The sequence below is a fragment of the Nitritalea halalkaliphila LW7 genome (assembly GCF_000265075.1).
Taxonomy (GTDB): Bacteria; Bacteroidota; Bacteroidia; order Cytophagales; family Cyclobacteriaceae; genus Nitritalea; species Nitritalea halalkaliphila.
The window spans coordinates 1-20,236 of sequence record NZ_AJYA01000004.1 but is presented as its reverse complement, the minus strand read 5'-3'; the positions used below and the strand labels follow the sequence as shown (position 1 = coordinate 20,236).

Sequence of the window (20,236 nt, the reverse complement as noted above, 5' to 3'; positions counted from 1 at the left end):
TTTAGGGAGAATGTGCAGGCGGACAATGCACTGGAAATTGACATCGRCTTGGTGATTTTCGATGAATTCCATGAGCGCAATCTGCAAGCCGATCTGGCCATGGCGCTTTGCCGTGAGGCGCAGCAGCTCCTACGGCCTGATTTAAGGCTCCTGCTCATGTCAGCCTCCATGGACTTTCAGGCACTTTCCTCCCTGCTGGATGCCCCGTGCTCGATGTTCCGGGTCGTATGTATCCAGTGGACATCCGGTATGTCGGCGATGTGGCTCCGGAGCTTTTGCCACAGGCAGCTGCGGCTACTGCGCTTCGTGCCCTGAGGGAGCATGCAGGAGACATCCTGATTTTTTTACCCGGCAAAGCCGAAATAGAGGCCTGTTGTAGCGCTTTAACTACTGAAGTAAACCGCCAAGAAGTGGCCATAAAGCCCCTGTATGGCATGATGAACTGGGCTGCACAGCAGCAGACTCTCCTGCCACATCCGGGGGGCAAAAGAAAAATCGTGGTGGCCACCAGCATCGCCGAGACCTCTCTGACCATCGAAGGCGTCAGCATCGTAATCGACGGGGGCCGAAATCGGCAGGCGGTCTATGACGGGCAGTCTGGACTTAATCGACTGGTGACAGTGCCTGTCTCTTTAGATGCTGCCACGCAGCGTACGGGAAGAGCTGGCCGACTGGGACCAGGGCACTGCTACCGGCTTTGGTCGAAGGCCAGTGAAATGCGGATGCAGGCCTTTCGCCAGCCGGAAATCGAAACCGCAGACTTGAGTGCCCTGCTCCTCTTGTTATTGGACTTTGGGGTGCAAGATCCCTTCAGTTTGCCTTGGCTGAGCCCCCCGCCGAAAAAAGCCATTTACCAAGCCTGGGAGTTGCTAGAGGCCTGGGAAGCGGTAAAAGGCACGCGGTTGACCCCACATGGGCGCCAACTTTTAGCCGTACCGGCCCCTCCCCGACTGGCACAGCTCCTGCTACAGGCAAGGCGGCTGGGCATCGGCGCGCTGGGCGTGGATTTGGCGGCTTTATTGGAAGAAAAAGATCCCCTTCCGCAGCTGGGAAGCGTGGACCTTACGCTGCGTCTAGAGGCCTGGTACCGCCTGCGCAGCCAAAAAAGAGCGGATGGCCTGAAAGGCTTCAGCAAATTAGAAAAAATCGCCCAGCAGTACGCACGACACTTGGGGGTAAAAACAGCTACAGCGGCACCCGATCCCTATCAAGTCGGCCTGCTTCTAGCCTACGCCTTTCCTGAGCGGATCGCCTGTCAGCTACCGCAGCGAAAGGGACACTTTCAGCTGGCGAATGGGACCTTAGCCCAAATCCCCGGGCATGATGACATGGCCTTTCAGTCTTGGCTGGCCATCGGAGAGGTAAATCCTCGGGAGCGTGTGGGCAAAGTCTTCTCTGCGGCTCCACTAAATCCGGCAGACCTCAAAGATTTTCTGCGGGAGAGTAAGCGGATGCAGTGGAATCGTGAAGAAGAAAAGGTGCAGGGGCATCAGGTTTTGCGCCTAGGCGCCATCGAGTTAAAACGTACGCCTACTGCGGATTACAGCGATGATGAGGTGTGGGAAGTGCTTCTCCCTGAGCTGCGTAAGCGGGGGAAAGCCCTACTCAACTGGGACGAGCAGGTCATGCAGTTTATTCTGCGTCTCTATTTTCTGCGCTGTCAGGAGGGGGACACGTGGCCCGACTTGCGGCCGGATACCCTGCTGGCGGGCGACTTGGATTGGTTGCGCCCCTACCTAATTCAGGTGCGCGACCTAAAGGGCCTGCAGGCGATAGCACTGGAACAGGTACTGAGCGCTTGGCTTCCGTATGAGCAGCTGGAGGCGCTGGATCGGCTGGCGCCAAAGGCCATCGTCGTGCCCACGGGGGCGGCCATTCCCCTCACCTATCGGGAAGATGGAGAGGCCCCACATCTGCGTGTGCGGCTGCAGGAAATGTTTGGGCAGCTAGAGACCCCGACGCTCTTGGATGGGAAATTGCCTTTGGTGCTGGAGCTGCTCTCGCCGGGCTTTAAACCCGTGCAGCTGACCAAGGACCTAAGGAGCTTTTGGTCGGAGACCTATTTCGAGGTTCGAAAAGAACTGCGGCAGCGCTATCCCAAGCATGCATGGCCAGAGGATCCCCTGCAGGCGGTGCCTATGCGAGGAGCCAAGCCACGGGTACAAAAATAACAAAGCCCCTGTAGCGCTTACAGGGGCTAAAATTTTATAATAGTCGCTTGAATTTTAGGGGATTACCGCACCTCATAGAGAAAATACTTCTCCGTCAGGTGCTTATGCAGGGAATCGAACTGCTTAAGCTGAATGACGGGAGTCCTGTTGCGTTTGAGCTGCTCCAAGTACTGCTCTTTCACTCGGTGGAAATCCTCGGGTGCGCACATGGCCGCCAGGGTCAGTGCACGGCAGGCCTTGTTGACATAGGCCTGCATCTGCAAATTGAGGTGGATTTTATCTAAAAAAATCGGCGTCAGCACCTCAGGGTCCTCATGCCGATCGAGCCAGCGAAAGCCCTGATACACCATGAAGCGCTCGAACTTGTCGTAATGCAAGGCCAGCTCTCCGGGGTGATTGATAAACTGCCGCCGAGGCATCTGTGCATCCACATGATCCAGCGGGCTGATATACGTAAAGCTCTTTTGGCGGTACTGGTGAAAGCTGGGCAGGAAAGTATAAATGGTCTCTTCCACCTCTTTTATGCGGATGCCCAGGTGAAATTCCAGGTAGCTGTACGAGTCACTTTTAATGTGATGGTGCAGCACCACCTGCCGTCCATGTGCTGTAGGCTTCGTAAAAGCCTCTATATCTTTATCGTAGCTAAAGCCAAAGTCGGTTAAGAAGTCTTCAATCTGATCCATAGGTAGTTATAGGTGAGGATGATCTGCATCTTAACCCCCCATGGTTTTAATTTGTTTTAATCCTCCCGGAACATGTCCTCTAATTCGGCGATGATGGCGCTGACTTCGGCGGCTTTTTCGGCCTCATCGGCCAAAGTCTGATTGCTGTTATTTAAGAAGTGGCTGAGGTGTTTTTTGGCTTTTTTAATCATTCTTGGACTAATCGAAAAATCGGTATAATCCAAATAGTTTTTGGCCAAGCGGCTAGCCTTAAAATTTCCGAACAAATAAATCCGCACCACTTCTACAAAGTGCTCGCTCAGGTCGAATCCTTCTAAGGCTTCCACCAGTGCTCCATTCCGCTGCCGATTTTCGGGGGCTAAGATCAGGGTCATCAGCGGCTCCAGGGCAGCGGCATTTTCTTCCATCCCACTCAGTGCACGTGCAGCCAGATACTGTAGGGCCTCGTCTTCTTGGTGCAGCAGTTCTACCATCGCCTCCAGGGCTTCCGGTGTACCCAGCTGCCCGATTCTGTCGGCATAAAAATAAGCTTCCTCCTCTTCAGGATCGGTGATTTTAGCGATATAGTAGGATAGATCTCGCATCTTTTTTTTACAAAGGTAGGTCTTTCGCCTGAATTCCCCAGCACTATTTTTGGTATCTTTACTGCCTATGGATAGGATTCGGATCGCGGAATTAGAGGCCCTGAAGCTGGTGAAGCTGTGGAAAATGCAGGAGGAGCTGTCCCTGCTGCGTCCTCCAAAAGGTATGCTCTTAGAGGTCTATCAGGGCAGCAGCGCCTGGCTAAGCTGCGCCCTGGAATCGCCCAGTCTTGGGATGGACTCGAGCTGCGCCAAGAGCGCGACATACACGTGGCCATCTGCTACATCCAGTCCGGACAGGCACTTACGGCTTTCTATGCCGACGATACGCTGCTCGACCACAAAGTATTTCGTGCCTACATGGTGCGTAAAAAGCAGGGGAAGAGCCAACTCAAACACCTGAAAACTAAAGGGAAGTCGCGCGCGGGCTCCCGCATTCGCCTAGCCGAAACGCAGCGCTTTTTACGCGAAATTCACGCCCGCATGGCAGAATACGAGGCGGAGTACCGAGTAGATCGCATAGCCTTTCACTGCTCTGCCTTGCTACTGCCGCATTTTTTTGCGCAGGGCGCAAGTTTCGTAAAGGAGGATCCGCGCATCAGGCTGCTGGACGATACGGTGGAAAAACCGGGCTTTGCCTTTTTAACCGACATTTGGGCGCAAGCCCGCTACCCGGAACTGAGGTACTTTCCTGCCCATGCGGACACGCTGGGCCTCTCCGGAAATGGAGGCAGCACGAAGCTTCTGGGCGAAAATGCCGTCGATGCGCTTCCTGCCACTTTGCAAGCGGACGCCAAGGAGCAAAAAAAATCCTCGTCCACCTCTTTGGATGAGGAAGACGAGGACTGGTAAATCCTGAAAGGCACCTGTAGTCGGCCTAAAAGGCTTTTGCTTAAGGACTAAGGCCTATCCGGAACGGCCTTGTTAAAGAAATCGCGTACAAAGGCTAGCAGCTGATTGGCAGTCATCTGATCGGCTGATTCCACAGCGATCCATTTCTTGCCAAAGCTCTTGTTGTCCTTTATGTGGTTTATAAACTGATCCTTGAATTTGCCTGGTCCGAAGATCAAAATATCCTCGTAGGGCATCAACTTCTGCTCTAGCAGTTTCAGATACTCATTGATTTCGTTTTGAGTGATGTTATTTTTCCGGTATTCATTGTTGGAAATGTGCTCATTATTCGTGCTGAAGCGGGTGGTGTCGGGCTCCTCTCCAGGAATGCGCTTAACGGTTTCCACTGGGGAGTCCACGATTTCATACAGTTCCGCCTGACCATTTTCATATTTAAAGATGCGGGCTTTGGCTTGGTCGAGCCACACCCCAACTTGCGAAAAAGAGTTTGTTTGCATGGTTTTGGGTTTTAAAATGGAACACTTTTTTAAAATGTGTACGTAATTTACAAAATTAAGGTCCAAAATCCCTGCCAAAAGTCCTTTTCCTCCTAAAGATTTCGCTTTAAGAAGTGCTCATTTCCTCTGAGGAGTCCGCTTCCATGCGCTGTGTGCACCAAGTCAGGGCCTCTTCATTCGTCTTGAAGAGGGCATACGGGACCGGCTGGCGCTGAAGCGCAAAAATCGCTTTCAAAACTGTCCGCACCAGGGTGTTGCGAATGACATAAGCTGTCCCCCGACAGTAACACTGCATCAGCGCTTCATGGGTTTTCAACCAGTCCGCCTGCATTTTTTGGAGGGCAGCGCCTGGAATACTCGCTTGACTGGCGTCAAACAACAGGCAAAGTGGCTGTTTCTCTGAATAGAGCGCAAGGGTCTCTTGGAGGTAGTTTTCGAAATTTTCTTTCGTCCCTGTGGCACCCGTAAAACGGATCAAGACGATTCCTCCGGCCAAGGGGGTGAAGGTGGCGTATGCTTCCATAGGCTATCAACCTCCCCACGGCGGAGAATGTTGGCGTATTTTTTGGTTGGTTTATCTTTTGGCGGTAATTTTATCTTTTGTATAGAATAAGTGTTATTTCTCTTTTACACATGCGCCTTTTTCCCTCGCCACTCACGTGCCTACTGGGCATTTTCCTGCTGATGCAGCAGCCATTGCTTGCCCAAGACCCTTTTCCCACGGCCACGCTCGATAGTTTATTTGCGAATCTACTGGAAGTAGAGGCCTTTAATGGGAACGTCCTGCTGATCGAAAAGGGAGAAATCGTTTACCAAAGGAGTTTTGGCTGGGCAGAAGAGCCGCAGCGGCGTCCCCTGACGGCGGATACACGGTTTGAGTTGGCCTCCGTGTCCAAGCAGTTTACGGCGATGGGCATCGTGCTGCTGCAGCAGCAAGGGAAACTGGACTACACGCAAGCCGTAGCGGACTTTCTTCCGGAACTCGCCTTTTATGAAGACGTCACCCTGCTCCAGTTGATTCAGCACACCAGTGGCATTCCGGATTATATCGAGCGCCTTGGAGAGTCGGCACCGGATGTGGAGTTTATAACGAATGAAACGCTGATCCAGTATTTTGCGGAGCAGCAAGTGCCCCTTGATTTTCCTCCAGGAACGGATTTTGCGTACAGCAATACAGGCTATGTTTTGCTGGCCTCCGTCATCGAACGGGTTTCTGGCCGCTCCTTTGGTGATTTTTTGGAAGAGGAGTTGTTTAAGCCTTTGGGCATGGCCCAAACCACGGTGTATCAGCGTTTTTACGCACCAAAAGAAATTCCAGACATGGCTCTAGGGTATGGGATGGACACCGATGGAGAGAAGGTGACGACGGCGGAGCTGGGTAAAGAATTTTTCACTTATTTTCTGGATGGCATCGTAGGAGATGGGATGGTGAGCAGCACGGTGGGAGACCTGTACCGCTGGGATCGGGCCCTGCGTGAGGCGGATTTTCTCACGCCTGCTAACCGCGAGCTGCTCTACACTGCAGCACGTACAGCCGACGGCACCCGACATCCTTATGGCTTCGGCTGGTTCGTGGAAGAGGACCCCACCTTCGGAAAAATCGCTTTTCACGCAGGGGGTTGGGCTGGCTTTACCACCTACTTAGAGCGGCACTTGGATACGGACAAAACCCTTATTTTACTTTCCAACAATAGCCTGCCGAGCACTACCCTGCCCGTTCGCCCGATGCGGCGCGCCCTTTATCGGGAGCCCATCGAGGTAGAGCGTAAAATCAAGCCCAGCCAGCAGGAGCTACAGGCCTACGTGGGTGTTTACGGGAGTGAAAACTTTCCCCTTGCCATTACGGTGACGGCCGAAGCAGGCACGCTCTTTACACAGGCCACGGGCCAAAGCAGCATTCCGATGGAGGCTTACGAGGGGCACATCTTTAAGTTTGAGCCCGCAGGCATTACCTTGGTTTTCCAGCCGGAAGCGGGACAGTTTATGTTGTACCAAGGCAGCGTAGAGTTGCTTTTCGAAAAAATTACGGATTAGGGGTAGGCGTTTCCTAAATAAGGAGACCTAAAGGGATATGCGCTCGATTATCTATAATTTCTATGTAGGGAGCGTTATCCTGTATGATATCGATGACCCCTCTTAAAGGGGGTTTTCCAGCTAAAAAGCCCTTAGTTCAGATTAAATTTTAAATTGTAAATTCGGGAAATTGCTTTTATATTATTCGAACCAAATGAAAATAAACGCAATAAACCGCAATTGGCTAGGCAGTTACGGGTTTCTTGATATTACCGGTCAGTGTGAAAAGACAGCCAGCGCATATTCAAGCACAGTTGGTTTTGCCGACACACACAGGCAAACGTTAAAAAACCAAAAGAGCTTGAATTTTTGCCAACGCTCGACCAAAACAGAATAATAACTTTGACAAAGGATAAAAGACAATAATTGAAGAATTTTAAAGAAAAAGCTGACCTGATTTGGAGAGTGGCTGACTTGCTGAGAGGCGACTATAAGTAGTTAGATTATGGAAAGGTCATCTTGCCAATGACAGTATTAAGAAGATTGGACTGCGTGCTGGAACCTACCAAACAGAAAGTGCTTGATTACTACCCAAAGGTTAAAGCACTTAAAGAGGGAGCAAAAGACTTGGCATGGAATAAAATTGCCGGTTTCAACTTCCACAACAGAAGCCAAGAAAATATACCTTTCCTGAAAAAAGACGAGGACGGCAAGCTCGTTCCTCAGACCATCGAAGAATACTTTGAAACCGAAGTGCTGCCTCATTTTCCGGAAGGGTGGGTAGATGAAAACAAAACCAAAATTGGTTATGAAATCAATTTCACCAAGTATTTCTATGAGTTTAAGCCGTTAAGGCCACTGGCTGAGATTAAAGCAGATATTTTGGCTTTTGAAGAAAAAGTTTTGAAAACGGAGAAAAAGGTATTGGAATGAGCGAGGACAAGGGAAATATCATTATCTACCATACGGCTGATGGCAAGGCTTCTTTAGCACTCTATGCCAAAGACGGTTCCGTATGGATGAATCAGAATCAGTTGGCTGAACTTTTTGACACCTCTAAACCCAACATCAGTATGCATATATCTAACATACTGAAGGAAAATGAGTTAAAAAAAGATTCAGTTGTTAAGAATTACTTAACAACTGCTGCAGACGGTAAGCAATATCAGGTGACATTTTATGCTTTGGAGATGATTCTGGCGATCGGTTTCAGGGTGAGAAGTAAGCGAGGGACTCAGTTCCGGCAGTGGGCCAATCAAAACCTGAAAGAATACATGATCAAAGGTTTTGTGATGGATGATGAGCGGCTGAAAAACCCGGATGGCCGCCCGGACTATTTTGATGAATTACTGGAGCGCATCCGTGATATACGCGCTTCTGAAAAACGGTTTTATCAAAAAGTACGTGATCTTTTTGCCCTCAGCAGCGATTATGATGCCACGGACAAGGCCACCCAAATGTTTTTTGCCGAGACCCAAAACAAGCTGCTCTATGCCGTGACCGGGAAAACGGCTGCCGAAATTATTGTTTCAAGAGCAGATGCAACGCAGCCCAACATGAACCTTACCTCTTGGAAAGGAAGCATCGTTCGTAAACAGGATATTTTTATAGCTAAAAATTACCTCACCCACGATGAGATTGACACCCTTAATCGCTTGGTCGTATTGTTTCTGGAAAGTGCTGAACTGAGAGCCAAAAACCGCAAAGAACTCACCATGCTGTTTTGGCGGGAGAATGTGGACAAAATTCTGGAGTTTCAAGATAAAAATGTGTTGAGGGATGCCGGCAGTATCTCCAATGCCGCGATGGAAAAACAAGTGCGGAAAATCTATGCTTTATTTGATGAAAGACGAAAGGCCACCGAAGCCAGCGAAGCCGATGAAGCAGATCTGGAAGAACTGAAACGCCTGGAAGAAAAAGTGAAAAAAGGCAAATGAAAAAATACGATTCATACAAAGACTCAGGTATTGAATGGGTTGGGGAGATTCCAGGTCATTGGGAAGTGAAGAGGTTAAGTTGGTGTTTTGAGATTATTGGAAGCGGAACCACCCCAAAAGCAGGACCGGAATCTCATTCATCAATTACCGGAAAAAAATACCATCGCCAAAGAATTCGGCCTGTACAATCAAAAGTACCTGAGCAGCTGGCTGATCACCATCACCCTTATACGGAATATCATAGCGCATCATGGCAGGCTCTGGAACAGGGTGATCAGTAACAAATACGATTGGCCCAACAAAACATCAAAAGCCCACCGAGAGTTGGCATACGTGATGGCCTCACCCATCTCGATGCCCTCACCGTTTGGTTTCGCGTATCGCTTGCAGATGTAGCGTGTAACGAAAACGCTGCAGGCTTCATTTCCAGTGCTTCAGTTACCTCTCCTCCGATAACGGCGCACCCTTCCGTAGACTCCGTAGGCTCGATATAGCTACAGCCTTTGGGTCGAAATTGAGGTGATTGAAACAGGCGAAACTATAAGGCATCTCGGCCATACAGTTCCGGTTGGTTAAGGAGGAGATAATAGTGGGCTAGACCATTTATCCACGTGAAAAGAAAAGCAGCAGTATTTCCGCTATTTTTTATGTAGCTTGGGTGTATGAAATACGGTAACTCCTTTTTACTTGGCTGGGCCTGTTTGCTTCCATTTTTTCTTCTCCTCGCTTGCGCTCCAAAGGAAGCCCGAGAAAAGCGAAAAGTGTATTTCGGTGATTTGACTGATTTTATACAAGATACAGTTTATCTCGAAAAAGACGCTGAGACGGCACAGTTGCCGGCCAAGTTCCATTATGTTCCTGAGGCAGCGGCCCTCTTTGCTTTAGAAAATGGAAAACTGCTTCAAGTCCCCTACCCTGCCTTTGGGTCTATCCGCAAAACGGTTTTGGAAAAGGAAGGGCCTGATGGTATCGGTCCTTTTAGTTACGGCGCTCTGTTTACCCCTGATTTTTTCTTTGTTTTAAACAGCCCAAAAGAGCTCATTCAACTGAATTATTCAGGTAAGGTGCTTAAGCGAATCCCCTTTCCCGCTGAGAGCAACTTGCCTCACAGTCTTTTTAATACGCTTAAGGGTCAAAACATGTATTTTGATTCGGCCAAGCAGTCTGTTGTTTTACCGCGTGTTCCTTTTATACTAAAGGAGGAAAGCCTTCGGCCCCAGCCTTGGATCTGGGAGGCAGATATGCTAAGAGATAGTCTCCGGCCCTTAGAGACCTTTACGTTTCCAACAGTATACGAGGACTTTACCGATGATGTCGAGCTAGGCACTTTTTTCAATCTCTATCAGGAGACCACCGGGAAGCATGTAATTTCCTTTCCAGCTTCGGATTCTTTGCTGCGCATCGGAAAAGAGGGAAAAGAATGGGTTTTTGCAGCTTCCGCTGCAAAGTTGAAGTTCCTCAGGGGGAAAGCCGTGGAACAGGGAGACATGATGTACTTTATAAATGATCCCGAAAGTAGTCGGTATGGTGCTTTGCAAGAAGACCGCTATCGTTCGCTTGTGCTACGCCACGTGCTCGTTTCGGAGGAGCGGCAGGAAAATCTGGTGCGGCGCGACAGTCGTTTATTGGTGTTCGATCCCCAGTTGACACTACTGGCCGAGCTAAAGTTTGACGGGGCGCGTCTCTCCTCCCAGGCCTTTTTCACCCCTACTGGCATGTATGTCAAGATGCTTCAGAACGAATCCGATGATTTTGTAGGCTACGTACGGGTAAATTTAATAGATCTCATGCACTAAGAGCTGTATGCAAATATATCTCTGGTCTTCGATAGGATGGGTTAAAAAACCTTAATGGTTTGTAAGTGAGGTTACTTTTTTGCATTTTACTTGCCTAATAACCTCCTTTCTTTATGCGTCACTTGCGCTATTTCTGCTTTTGCCTTTTAGCAGCGCTGCTGCTCTTCTCCTGCGGGCCTACTGCATCCACGTCAGAGCAAACATTTGGCACGATATCCTTTTCTTTGGATACCGTGATGGTGGATCCGGGAGATGAAATCCTTAATTTAAAATATGGACTCTTCGTTTCAGACCTCTCGGAGGACAAGCGCTTTCTATATTTCTGGGATCCAGATAACGCGTTAATTAATGAAATCGATTTAGACGCTTTGGCCCTTAGGAATCAATACCGCTTTGAAAAAGAAGGGCCGGATGGTGTAGGAAATACCTTTGTGCACTCCCTGAACTGTTATGAAGAGGGGTTTTTGATCGCCAGTTTCGGTGCAAGGGGTTACTTTTCCAAAGCAGGTAAAAAGTTGAAAGATTTTCGTGTGCAGGCCGAATCTTATGCGGGGGATGCCCAAGATTTGGGGCAAGAGTATGACCATAATCCGATCGTCTATGCGAATGAAACGAAATATGTGGGTCTGGTGCAGGATTGGTTTTCCGGCACTTTTGCACTCGTGCTCACCGATAACGAGCAGCGGGTTCGCCATAAGGTGGTGCTACCGGAGATAGAAACACTTCCAGACTATACCCTGATGTTACGCAGTGATGATTTGATAGAGGTCCAAGGTTCGGACAAGAAATTGCAGCGTGTGGGTCATCAGGTTATTTTCAGTAACAGCACCTATGCGGATCTTTTTGTGTTTGATTTATTGACAGATAGCATGCGCAGAGTCAGTTATCGTCCCACCCTCACCGCCGCACAGAAAAAAGGCGGTTATCCTAAGGAGGTGAGTAGTAAGAAGGAAATGGAGGATCTCTGGGAGCAAATTCATGGAGAAATTAATTTTCTTCCCCCTCTTTGGGATGCTGAACGTTCCTTATACTATCGTCTTTCGTATACGGTGCATAAAAATCCCGCCTATTTGCCCGAGGTGGAAAATGCCAAAAAATACACTTATCGTGTTTATTTGACAGTTTTAAATTCGGATTTTGAGCTTGTGGCGGAATCTGAACTAGCAGGTATGCCCTTTGTGCCACGACGCAGTATCGTTAAGGACGGCATGCTCTGGTCTGAAATTAATATCGACGATGAGCTCGGTTTTCAGCGTATCCGCTTTGATTTCGGGGATTAGGGATATTTTTTAATCCCCGCTTTCGTTTTTTTTCGATTTCGCTTTCGATTTCTTTCTTTTTCGGAATTTTCACTTTCGTTTGGTTTCTTTTCCTTTCTTTTTAATGTTCGTTTGTGTTCGTTTGCTTTCTTTTTAAACGAACCATCGGGGTAGTTCACAGGATAGTACGAGACTGTTTTTTTAACTCACTTTGCTATTAGCAGCATGGTCGACTTTGGGCGCTGCGCAAAATACGTTACATACTACCTCTGATGCAGGTAATGCGTTGACCGGACACCTCTTTTGCGCCAACTATTTCACATGCCTTGCCTCTACATCTCATTTTTTTAAGTCTAAAAGAGTTTTGGCTATCTCATCTCGCAAGCTTGGTTTCACTTTTACTTCATCCGCAAATCTTTTCCATTGTTTGACGGTTTCGTTAATTTCGTCAACGATCTCCGATGCTTTTTTACACCGTATGGATTCCCCAATAACCAGCAAATCTGCTTTCGTTATGCCCTTTCTCTTGCCGTTAATACTCAATGCATGCTGACTCACCCATTCGCTTCCGGGTTTGTATGCGTGACAAATATCGTATGCCAGCATTACCGTTTCACCGCGCTCCAGTAAGCTTAAGGTAGATCGACTGATACCGGCTGCAGATGCCAACTCATCCTGCGTTTTATTCTGCTCCAGACGTTGGTGCTTTACAAATGTTCCAATGTACTCAGCGATTGCTTTGTCGCTCATGGATGCCCAGTTTTTAAATGATCTATCCGTCATAAAGTCACTTTTATATCTTAGTGAATGAGTTATCCTACAAAATCAGCATTAATTTTATAATTATTAATCCATGAATGGTTAGTCATTCATTAAAGCCAATTAAGGTAATTAGTGCATTATAAATCATGCATTAAGCCCTTGGGCTTATTATATCGTGCCTGCGGATGGATTTATCGTTATCGGAGAAGAAGTGACCGAAGGGCTGGAAATGAGCAATCGACCAAATTTAAGGAAGTCATGCAAACAGCTGGATAGGCGCCATCGCGTATCGACGGATATCATCAGGATTAAGGGCTTTTCTGCGGAAAAAGGAAGGCTACTAAACCTATATCCCCCCACAGTGGTTACATGCAAGTAGAAAACCAAACCTACTCGGCCCCTTCATGCATGCCTTTTCTGTACTTATACAAGCCCTAAATACCAGTAATAAAACCAGCGATAAAGTCCAGGCGCTGCAGCAGTTCTTCTCCGAAGCGCCCGACCCCGATAAGGTCTGGGCCCTCGCACTCTTTAACCACCGCCGGCCTAAACGGCAAGTGCCCACTGCCCTACTCCGCACCTGGTGCTATGAGGTGGCACAAATCCCCCCCTGGCTCTTCGAAGAATCCTACCAAGTGGTGGGCGACCTGGCCGAAACCATCACCCTCCTCCTGCCCCTGCAAGCGCAAACGCAGACAGAGCGCTCCCTCGCCGAATGGATCCAAGCGCTGAATGCCATCCGCCCACAGCCTGAGGAAGAAAAAAAGACCTTTATCCTGCAGGCATGGGCGCAACTGGCTAAAACGGACTGCTTCGTGTTTAATAAATTGATCACAGGCGGCTTTCGCGTAGGGGTTTCGGCCAACCTCGTGGCGCAAGCGGTGGCGAAGACCTTCCAGCTGGAGAAGGCGGAAGTGGTCCATCGCCTAATGGGGGACTGGGATCCGGATCGCATTAGCTTCGAAGACTTGATTTTGGCCCCCAAGGCCGCCGATGCCCTGTCGAAGCCCTACCCTTTCTTCCTGGCTCATCCGCTGGAAGAGGATCCCGCGCAGCTCGGCAGCCCCGAGGACTTTCTTATCGAATGGAAATGGGACGGCATCCGTGGGCAACTGATCAAACGGGAAGGCCTGATCTCGCTTTGGTCGCGCGGCGAGGAGCTGATCAGCGACAAATTTCCGGAGATCCTCCAGATGGCGGAAGGATTGCCCGATGGCACCGTATTGGATGGCGAGATCCTGGCCTTTGCGCAGGGCGCACCCCTCCCCTTTTCGCTTCTACAAACCCGCATCGGCAGAAAAACGGTCAGTAAAAAGCTGTTAAAGGAGGCTCCAGTGGCTTTTATGGCCTATGATCTCTTGGAGGCCGCTGGCCAAGAGCTGCGGAGCCGGCCACTGGCGGAACGGAGGGCGCAGTTGGAGGCCTTGCATGCGGCGCACCCCTCGGCGCATTTTCCCCTCTCCCGCCTCGTGCAGGGCAGTGACTGGGAGGCCATCGATCGGCTGCGCCAAGAGGCCCGCAGCTACCTGGCAGAAGGGTTTATGCTGAAACGAAAAGACAGCGCCTACGAAACCGGACGCAAGCGCGGCAGCTGGTGGAAGTGGAAGGTGGCGCCGCTAACCATCGATGGAGTGCTGCTTTATGCACAAAAAGGCCATGGCCGACGGGCGGACCTCTACTCCGATTACACGTTAGCCGTCTGGCAAGGGGAAAATCTGGTGCCCTTCGCCAAGGCTTATTCCGGGCTCACCGATGCTGAAATGCGCGAGGTGGATCGCTTCGTGAAGAAAAATACACGGGAGCGCTTCGGGCCTGTGCGAACGGTCAAGCCGGAACTGGTGTTTGAGATCGCCTTCGAGGGTATCCAGGAAAGTCCGCGCCACAAGTCGGGGATCGCCCTGCGCTTTCCGCGTATTCAGCGCTGGCGGCGGGATAAGCCGAAAGAGGAGGCCAATACCCTGGAGGACTTGCAGGCCCTGCTGGCGCACTACCAGGAAGCCGACGCTCCTCCGCCAGGCAAGCCCTGAGCCCGCCCTGCTGGTTCCAATGCCCTTCCATTTACCCCATTCTTATCGTATTTTCGCCCTATGACGCAAGTTATCGACGCGGCCCTTGCCGCAGGCACCGCCTATTTCCGTGAAAAAAATTGGGAGCCCTTTCCATTCCAGCTTGAAACCTGGCGGGCCTATCTCCGTGGGGAGTCGGGCCTGCTGAATGCGCCTACGGGGAGTGGTAAGACCTATGCGCTGTGGATGCCTGCCCTACTGCGGCATAAGGTGCAGTGGGATCAAAACCCCGAGAAGAGTGCCGAGCAGGGCTTGAAGGTCCTTTGGATCACCCCCTTACGTGCGCTGGGCCAAGATATTCAGCTGGCGATGCAGCGGGTCTGCAGCGATCTGGACTTCCCCTGGCGGGTGGAAGTGCGGAACGGGGACAGCAGCAGCAGCGTGAAGCAGGCCCAAAAGAAGCGGCCGCCGGAGTGTCTGGTCACCACGCCCGAGACGGTGCACCTCTTGCTCTCGCAGGCCAACCATCAAAAGTTTTTTGCGAACCTGGAAGCAGTGATCGTGGATGAATGGCACGAGCTGATGGGCAATAAACGAGGGGTACAAATCCAGTTGGCGCTGGCTTACCTGAAGGCCTTTTGCTGCCCGCAGCTCCAGACCTGGGGCATTTCCGCTACGGTAGGCAATCTGGAGGAGGCGATGTGGATATTGAACGGAAGTCAATCGGGTACGCTGGTGCGGGCGCAGATCAATAAGCAGTTGGATATGCACACGATTTATCCGGAGGAGCTGGAAAAGTACCCTTGGGCAGGGCATCTGGGCATCAAGTTGATCGACCGTGTCATTCCGCTGATCGAGCGGTACCGGACGGTTTTGCTGTTCACGAACACCCGGGCCCAAAGCGAGATTTGGTACCAGAAGCTGATGGAGCTGCGGCCGGACTGGGCGGGGCTGGTGGCGGTGCATCATGGCTCCCTCGATCGGGAGGTGCGCGCTTGGGTGGAAGAGCAGCTGCATGGTGCGCGGCTGCGGCTGGTGGTCTGCACTTCCTCCTTGGACTTGGGTGTGGATTTTCGCCCGGTGGAAGCGGTGATTCAGATTGGGAGCCAAAAGGCGTGGCCCGTTTTCTCCAGCGTGCAGGTCGTTCGGGGCATCGTCCGGGGGTGGCCAGCGAAATTTACTTTGTGCCCACTCATGCCTTAGAGCTCTTGGAGGCTGCAGCGCTGCGGGATGCCATTCGGGAGGGTGAGATCGAAACATTGCCGGGGCCTCAACTCACCTACGATGTGCTGATCCAGTTTTTGCTGACCCTGGCCGTGGGAGGTGGCTTTCGGCCGGAGGAGCTGTACCCCTGTCTGCGTCAGACTTTTGCCTTTCGGCAATTAGACCCCAAGGCTTATGCCTGGATCCTGCGCTTTATCACGCAGGGCGGGGAAGCGCTGCAGGGCTATGCAGAGTTTTCGAAGGTGCAGGAGGATGGGCAGGGGCGGCTGCTCATTAAGGATAAGCGCACGGCCATGCGGCATCGCCTCTCGATGGGGACGATCGTGTCGGATCCCATGGTAAAGGTCCGTTTTAAGACGGGGGGATTTATCGGCATGATCGAGGAGTATTTTATCAGCAAGTTAAAGCCTGGGGACAAGTTTTTCTTTGCGGGGCGCAGTTTGGAGTTTGTACAACTCAAAGACATGCAGGCGCTGGTGAAGCGTTCTTCGGCTAAGACGTCAAATATCCCCAGTTATATGGGGGGGCGGATTTCCCTTACGTCGCGGCTTTCGGAGAAGATAAAGGATACCTTAGATGAGGTGTCGCGGGGCATTTACCGTCAGGAGGAGACGCGTTATTTGGAGCCCTTGCTGCGGCTGCAGCAAAAGCTTTCTTTGGTCCCCGACCGCCAGACGCTGCTTATCGAACACCAGCGGACGAAGGAGGGCGATCACATTTATTTTTATCCCTTCGAGGGGCGGATGGTGCATGAGATTTTGGCTGCGCTCGTGGCCTATCGCCTTAGCGTGAGTATGCCGCTGACTTTTAGCATCGCGATGAACGATTATGGGTTTGAGTTGCTTTCGGATGCGGCCCTGCCGATTGAGTCGTATTTAGAAGAGGATCTGTTTCGGATGGAAGGGTTGGAGGAGGACTTGGCCGCCTGTATCAATGAGAGTGAGATGGCGAAGCGCAAATTCCGGGATGTGGCGACGATTGCGGGCTTGATTTTCCAGGGTTTTCCGGGCAAGACGGCGACGTTTAAGCATTTGCAAAGCCACTCGGGTCTCCTTTACAGTGTGTTTGAGACCTATGATCCCGATAATTTGTTGTTAGAGCAAGCACGACGAGAGGTAATGTCTGTGGCTGTCTCGGAGGATCAGGTGCGGGCGGCGCTGCAGCGGATCAACGGGAAGCGGATTATGCTCAAGCGTCCGGGGCAGTTTACGCCATTTTCTTTTCCCATCTTGGTGGATCGTTTGCGTGCCACACTGAGTAGTGAAAGTTTAGAAGACCGCATCGTAAAAATGCGGGCGGCGTTAATTGAGGAGTGAGTACATCGGAGTTTCCACCAGATGCGATGTTAGCGGTTTGTGATCGGTAAATACAACTGCACCAATTTCGGTAAGGTGAATTCAAAAAAGGCTGTTGCTCTACCCCTGGAGCTAAAGCTGCAAAGCGCTTAAAGCTTGTGAATGGCTCGGGAATCGGCTCACTTACTACTTCTAGCTTTTTGCACCAGTAGTAGAACGTAGCTCGATTAATCCCACGGTTTGCAGCAAACACAGACTTCTTTAAACCAGAGCTAAGCCATTCCCGGTAAAGTTCCTGGTAAAACGCTTTATCTCTTCTTTCCATCCCGCAAGACTACAAAATCCCTCGCCTACAGAAAATATGGGGTTCGTCGAAGGGATACAAAACACCTCTAAAAAACCAGATTTTTTAACCATCAGGAACCACTCCAAACTTTTAATCCCCATAGCTAGATCTCCGCTCAACCCCGCTACGCCTCTGTCAACAGGGGCTAATTCCGAAATTCCGCTGCGCTCCACTTCGGTTTAGCCCTTATATGTTAGGGCACGTTATTTTTCGTTCAATTTAATTATTCCTGCAAAGGTTGCCGCCCAAATTATTCCGTCTTTGTCTTTTGTCAATTGCATCACGTGTATACTTGGAACACTTGAATTTTCAGGTGTATAAACTTCCCAAGCATCATTTTTTAGGTCATACATTACAAGTCCAACACTATTAAGAGCAATCCATAAAATCTGTTTTTCTTCGTCTAAAAGAAAGTCATTTATATCGTTTTTAGAAAACAGTTCAGAGTCTTTCGGTCGTATTGAAGCCCACTTATTGTCATTACTTAAAAGAAACATTCCTGCCTTTGATTTATCTTGGCTGTAAAGCGAAAACCACAAATTTCCTTGTTTGTCTTCTTGCATTTTAGATATAAACCCACTTTTCAATGGAGTATCACTATTCTCAAATTTTGTGGTATTGGTCTTGTCAATTTTAATGTTACCGTCAAATGTTCCAATCCAAATTTGTTCTTTACTGTCAACAAAAACACCAAGTGCTTTATTTGAAGGAATTTCGGAGTTTGTGGTATCTATTACTAACCATTTTTCGCCATCAAACTTGCTGATACCATCCCAAGAGGAGAACCATACATTATTGGAATTGTCCACAAATATTTTTCTTGCCCAATTTATTGGAGAATTTAGTGAGTCATAAACTGTCCAAGTTGCACCATCATATTTATATACATCCCAACCTGCAATAAACCATTTATTATTTTCCCTATCACTAGCAGCATATCTTATTGAAGTAGTTCTGTCCTTATTGTATTTTTCTGATTTTAAAGGAGTGTTTTTACAAGTAAATACTTCCATTGTTTCGTTTTCATACTTCACAATACCGTTATCTGTCCCAAACCATAGAATATTATCATTGTCTGTAACTGCTGCTCTTGACGTATCCCAAGGTAAGTCCGAGTTCTGTTGATTAAACACTGTCCAACTATAGATCAGTTTTGAAGATTTTGAACCTTTAACCTCAGGCGTTCCAACTGACTTCATATTTGTGTTTTTGTTAAAATCAAACACAACACGTTCAATTGAAAGTCTATTATTTTCAAATATTAGTTTTAGTGAAACAGAAGCCTTTTCTATATTCTCTTTACTTATTGCTGGGTTCCATTTACTTGTTTTATCAATAGCTGATTTTAAGTTCAGCTTTTCAGTTTTAATATTCGATTCATTTTTTGCGCTTAGTAAACAGGGTGCTCCTAAAGTGTCCACAATTACTTGAATTAAAATACTTCCTGAAATTTTTTTAAGGGATTTAGAATCTAAATTTTTTAAAATTTCATCTGCAAAGGAATTGGGCGGTTGAGCTTTGGTTTCTCCACAGTCTAAGCAGAACCTACTTAATTGACAGCCTTCAAACTTCTCGGGGTATAAATGTTGTCCAAAAGCTGTTGAAAGCGAAAAAGTAAAAATTAGAATTGTCAATGTTCTTTTCATTCGTGTCGTTTTTTATAATGTGCCATAACGGTTTGTCGCTTGCTGCGGTGGGGGATTTCGGAGCACTTCACTGTCAACCAAGCAGAAACTTTGATAGATGCACAAAGCTTGATATAACCACTGAACCGCCACTTTTGGGTAGGTGCTGTTGAACTGACACCCTACGGGTGAGCGATTTACCTAAATTCTGCTTATTTTTAGTCATATCAAAATCTTTCATCATGAAAACTCAAAAAAAACACGCTGGGCACCGTAGCCCTCAATGATTCCGCCCAATGGTATTTGAATAAGCTGGCTTCTTTCCTTGAGGCCAAGGCATATTCTCCCATGACCATCCGCAACTATATGGCCGAGATGCGCTATATTTTTGCCTACTACAACCATCTCAATCCTGAACAGCTCACACAGGATCACATCGCCTCCTACATCAACTACATCAAAAAAGAACATGGCGTGGGAAGGCATAAATGTAGGATGACAGCCCAGAGCTGCAGCTTCTTTTTTAAACACATTTTGCCTTCTCCCTACGTAGTGCCTCACGCCCTCTATCCCCGAAAGGAGTTCAGACTTCCAGAGATTCTAACCCAAGAACAGATCAGCCATGTAATCCAATCCACAACCAATATCAAGCATAAAGCCATCATTGCTTTGTTCTATGGAACAGGGATCAGGTTGAGCGAACTTCGATTCTTGGAAATGAAACATATTTCTCGGACAGACATGCAGCTCAAAGTTGTGGCCGGAAAAGGCAGTAGGGACAGGTTTACCATCCTTCCTGCTGCTGTGCTTCCTCTACTCGAAGCATATTACAGGGTACACAGGCCGAAAATCTTTCTCTTTGAAGGACAGAACCCGGGCAAAGCCATGAACGACCGATCAATACAACATGCCATCCGCATGGCCATGAATCAGGCAGGCTTTGAACAGTATGGTTTTTCTGCACATTCAATCAGGCATTCCTTTGCCACACACCTTCTCGATGCAGGGACAGATATACATACCATCAAGCAGCTTCTCGGACATTCCAAGATAGAGACTACCATGATCTATCTCCACCTGACCAAGCAGMCGTGCCAGGGAGTAAACTTACTTCATCGTCCCTCGTTCGACCTTGGTCTTTGGTCCATGGAAACTGACTGTTTCTTTCCCAGTCCCTGTCAGGCATCAA

At 49.1% G+C, this 20,236-nt stretch carries 21 protein-coding genes; 14 read left to right on the top strand and 7 right to left on the bottom strand.

Translation table 11 applies throughout. The features are described 5' to 3' along the window. A partial coding sequence (locus A3SI_RS19280) for a hypothetical protein (protein ID WP_162098402.1) occupies positions 1-315 on the top strand: 315 nt, incomplete at its 5' end. Next, the gene (gene hrpB, locus A3SI_RS02155; RefSeq protein ID WP_050977318.1) at positions 207-2,171 is read left to right on the top strand and encodes an ATP-dependent helicase HrpB; all 1,965 of its coding nucleotides are present in this window, start codon (positions 207-209) and stop codon (positions 2,169-2,171) included. The genes A3SI_RS19280 and hrpB, both read left to right, overlap by 109 nt. 62 nt (positions 2,172-2,233) lie before the next feature. Here the strand turns inward: hrpB and A3SI_RS02150 are convergent, their stop codons facing one another. Together A3SI_RS02150 and A3SI_RS02145 are read right to left on the bottom strand one after the other, a co-directional pair. After that, on the bottom strand, positions 2,234-2,854 hold the full coding sequence (locus A3SI_RS02150; protein WP_009053430.1) for a hypothetical protein: 621 nt from the start codon (positions 2,852-2,854) through the stop codon (positions 2,234-2,236). Positions 2,855-2,910: 56 nt separating this feature from the next. After that, positions 2,911-3,438 carry a HEAT repeat domain-containing protein gene (locus A3SI_RS02145; protein WP_009053429.1) on the bottom strand — a complete coding sequence of 176 codons (528 nt, stop codon included), beginning with the start codon at positions 3,436-3,438 and terminating at the stop codon, positions 2,911-2,913. A gap of 117 nt (positions 3,439-3,555) precedes the next feature. Here A3SI_RS02145 and A3SI_RS16945 point away from each other — a divergent pair, with 117 nt between their 5' ends. Then, complete coding sequence (locus A3SI_RS16945; protein WP_009053428.1) at positions 3,556-4,287, top strand: hypothetical protein; 732 nt, start codon at positions 3,556-3,558, stop codon at positions 4,285-4,287. A 47-nt stretch (positions 4,288-4,334) separates the two neighbouring features. On the opposite strand, the gene A3SI_RS02135 is transcribed toward A3SI_RS16945, so the two are convergent. Both A3SI_RS02135 and A3SI_RS02130 read right to left on the bottom strand, forming a co-directional pair. Next, the gene (locus A3SI_RS02135; protein ID WP_040669835.1) at positions 4,335-4,784 is read right to left on the bottom strand and encodes a hypothetical protein; all 450 of its coding nucleotides are present in this window, start codon (positions 4,782-4,784) and stop codon (positions 4,335-4,337) included. A gap of 106 nt (positions 4,785-4,890) precedes the next feature. Continuing rightward, a complete protein-coding gene (locus A3SI_RS02130; protein ID WP_009053426.1) occupies positions 4,891-5,307 on the bottom strand; it encodes a hypothetical protein in 417 nt (138 codons plus the stop codon). Positions 5,308-5,417: 110 nt separating this feature from the next. Between A3SI_RS02130 and A3SI_RS02125 the strand changes: the two genes are divergently transcribed. From A3SI_RS02125 to A3SI_RS02100, 7 genes are all read left to right on the top strand, one after another. Further along, a complete protein-coding gene (locus A3SI_RS02125) occupies positions 5,418-6,818 on the top strand; it encodes a serine hydrolase domain-containing protein (RefSeq protein ID WP_009053425.1) in 1,401 nt (466 codons plus the stop codon). Between the two features lie 504 nt (positions 6,819-7,322). Next, complete coding sequence (locus tag A3SI_RS19560; RefSeq protein WP_238531555.1) at positions 7,323-7,730, top strand: type I restriction-modification system subunit M N-terminal domain-containing protein; 408 nt, start codon at positions 7,323-7,325, stop codon at positions 7,728-7,730. Further along, positions 7,727-8,734: a virulence RhuM family protein gene (locus tag A3SI_RS02115; RefSeq protein ID WP_009053423.1), complete on the top strand. Its 1,008-nt coding sequence runs from the start codon at positions 7,727-7,729 to the stop codon at positions 8,732-8,734. Before A3SI_RS19560 ends, A3SI_RS02115 begins: the two co-directional genes overlap by 4 nt. Further along, the gene (locus tag A3SI_RS20020) at positions 8,731-9,015 is read left to right on the top strand and encodes a hypothetical protein (protein ID WP_238531557.1); all 285 of its coding nucleotides are present in this window, start codon (positions 8,731-8,733) and stop codon (positions 9,013-9,015) included. Before A3SI_RS02115 ends, A3SI_RS20020 begins: the two co-directional genes overlap by 4 nt. After that, on the top strand, positions 8,915-9,130 hold the full coding sequence (locus A3SI_RS02110; RefSeq protein WP_238531556.1) for an Abi family protein: 216 nt from the start codon (positions 8,915-8,917) through the stop codon (positions 9,128-9,130). Before A3SI_RS20020 ends, A3SI_RS02110 begins: the two co-directional genes overlap by 101 nt. Before the next feature lie 266 nt (positions 9,131-9,396). Then, the gene (locus A3SI_RS02105; protein ID WP_009053422.1) at positions 9,397-10,530 is read left to right on the top strand and encodes a DUF4221 family protein; all 1,134 of its coding nucleotides are present in this window, start codon (positions 9,397-9,399) and stop codon (positions 10,528-10,530) included. A gap of 113 nt (positions 10,531-10,643) precedes the next feature. Beyond that, positions 10,644-11,810 carry a DUF4221 family protein gene (locus tag A3SI_RS02100; protein ID WP_009053421.1) on the top strand — a complete coding sequence of 389 codons (1,167 nt, stop codon included), beginning with the start codon at positions 10,644-10,646 and terminating at the stop codon, positions 11,808-11,810. Between the two features lie 318 nt (positions 11,811-12,128). Here A3SI_RS02100 and A3SI_RS02095 read toward each other — a convergent pair whose 3' ends face one another. Next, a complete protein-coding gene (locus tag A3SI_RS02095; RefSeq protein WP_009053420.1) occupies positions 12,129-12,539 on the bottom strand; it encodes a helix-turn-helix domain-containing protein in 411 nt (136 codons plus the stop codon). Between the two features lie 416 nt (positions 12,540-12,955). On the opposite strand from A3SI_RS02095, the gene A3SI_RS02090 reads away from it, so the two are divergent. From A3SI_RS02090 to A3SI_RS22040, 3 genes are read left to right on the top strand one after another with little or no spacing between them, the layout of a single operon-like run. Continuing rightward, complete coding sequence (locus A3SI_RS02090) at positions 12,956-14,578, top strand: ATP-dependent DNA ligase (protein WP_009053419.1); 1,623 nt, start codon at positions 12,956-12,958, stop codon at positions 14,576-14,578. A 60-nt stretch (positions 14,579-14,638) separates the two neighbouring features. After that, positions 14,639-15,760 (top strand): DEAD/DEAH box helicase, encoded by a 1,122-nt coding sequence (locus A3SI_RS22045; protein ID WP_316929044.1) that lies wholly within the window; start codon positions 14,639-14,641, stop codon positions 15,758-15,760. After that, positions 15,673-17,097, top strand: coding sequence for a DEAD/DEAH box helicase family protein (locus A3SI_RS22040; RefSeq protein ID WP_316929043.1), 1,425 nt, complete (start codon positions 15,673-15,675; stop codon positions 17,095-17,097). The genes A3SI_RS22045 and A3SI_RS22040 overlap by 88 nt, the downstream gene beginning before the upstream one ends. Here the strand turns inward: A3SI_RS22040 and tnpA are convergent. Both tnpA and A3SI_RS02075 read right to left on the bottom strand, forming a co-directional pair. Continuing rightward, positions 16,988-17,401: an IS66 family insertion sequence element accessory protein TnpA gene (gene tnpA, locus A3SI_RS23085; RefSeq protein ID WP_394330343.1), complete on the bottom strand. Its 414-nt coding sequence runs from the start codon at positions 17,399-17,401 to the stop codon at positions 16,988-16,990. The genes A3SI_RS22040 and tnpA overlap by 110 nt on opposite strands. A gap of 224 nt (positions 17,402-17,625) precedes the next feature. Beyond that, entirely contained in the window at positions 17,626-19,068 is a 1,443-nt protein-coding gene (locus tag A3SI_RS02075) for a ligand-binding sensor domain-containing protein (protein ID WP_009053417.1), read from the bottom strand. A 282-nt stretch (positions 19,069-19,350) separates the two neighbouring features. Between A3SI_RS02075 and A3SI_RS02065 the strand changes: the two genes are divergently transcribed. Further along, positions 19,351-20,236: tyrosine-type recombinase/integrase (locus A3SI_RS02065; protein WP_156810122.1), on the top strand; the 886-nt coding region annotated here is incomplete at its 3' end.

Bases quoted from the DNA above. Each gene is read 5' to 3' on its own strand.
- A3SI_RS02095 (WP_009053420.1), bottom strand. From the start codon at position 12,539: ATGAGCGACAAAGCAATCGCTGAGTACATTGGAACATTTGTAAAGCAC.
- A3SI_RS19560 (WP_238531555.1), top strand. From the start codon at position 7,323: ATGACAGTATTAAGAAGATTGGACTGCGTGCTGGAACCTACCAAACAG.
- A3SI_RS02100 (WP_009053421.1), top strand. From the start codon at position 10,644: ATGCGTCACTTGCGCTATTTCTGCTTTTGCCTTTTAGCAGCGCTGCTG.
- A3SI_RS20020 (WP_238531557.1), top strand. From the start codon at position 8,731: ATGAAAAAATACGATTCATACAAAGACTCAGGTATTGAATGGGTTGGG.
- A3SI_RS02125 (WP_009053425.1), top strand. From the start codon at position 5,418: ATGCGCCTTTTTCCCTCGCCACTCACGTGCCTACTGGGCATTTTCCTG.
- A3SI_RS02130 (WP_009053426.1), bottom strand. From the start codon at position 5,307: ATGGAAGCATACGCCACCTTCACCCCCTTGGCCGGAGGAATCGTCTTG.
- A3SI_RS22045 (WP_316929044.1), top strand. From the start codon at position 14,639: ATGACGCAAGTTATCGACGCGGCCCTTGCCGCAGGCACCGCCTATTTC.
- A3SI_RS02150 (WP_009053430.1), bottom strand. From the start codon at position 2,854: ATGGATCAGATTGAAGACTTCTTAACCGACTTTGGCTTTAGCTACGAT.
- A3SI_RS02090 (WP_009053419.1), top strand. From the start codon at position 12,956: ATGCATGCCTTTTCTGTACTTATACAAGCCCTAAATACCAGTAATAAA.
- A3SI_RS02075 (WP_009053417.1), bottom strand. From the start codon at position 19,068: ATGAAAAGAACATTGACAATTCTAATTTTTACTTTTTCGCTTTCAACA.
- A3SI_RS02115 (WP_009053423.1), top strand. From the start codon at position 7,727: ATGAGCGAGGACAAGGGAAATATCATTATCTACCATACGGCTGATGGC.
- A3SI_RS02145 (WP_009053429.1), bottom strand. From the start codon at position 3,438: ATGCGAGATCTATCCTACTATATCGCTAAAATCACCGATCCTGAAGAG.
- A3SI_RS02105 (WP_009053422.1), top strand. From the start codon at position 9,397: ATGAAATACGGTAACTCCTTTTTACTTGGCTGGGCCTGTTTGCTTCCA.
- tnpA (WP_394330343.1), bottom strand. From the start codon at position 17,401: ATGGAAAGAAGAGATAAAGCGTTTTACCAGGAACTTTACCGGGAATGG.
- A3SI_RS02135 (WP_040669835.1), bottom strand. From the start codon at position 4,784: ATGCAAACAAACTCTTTTTCGCAAGTTGGGGTGTGGCTCGACCAAGCC.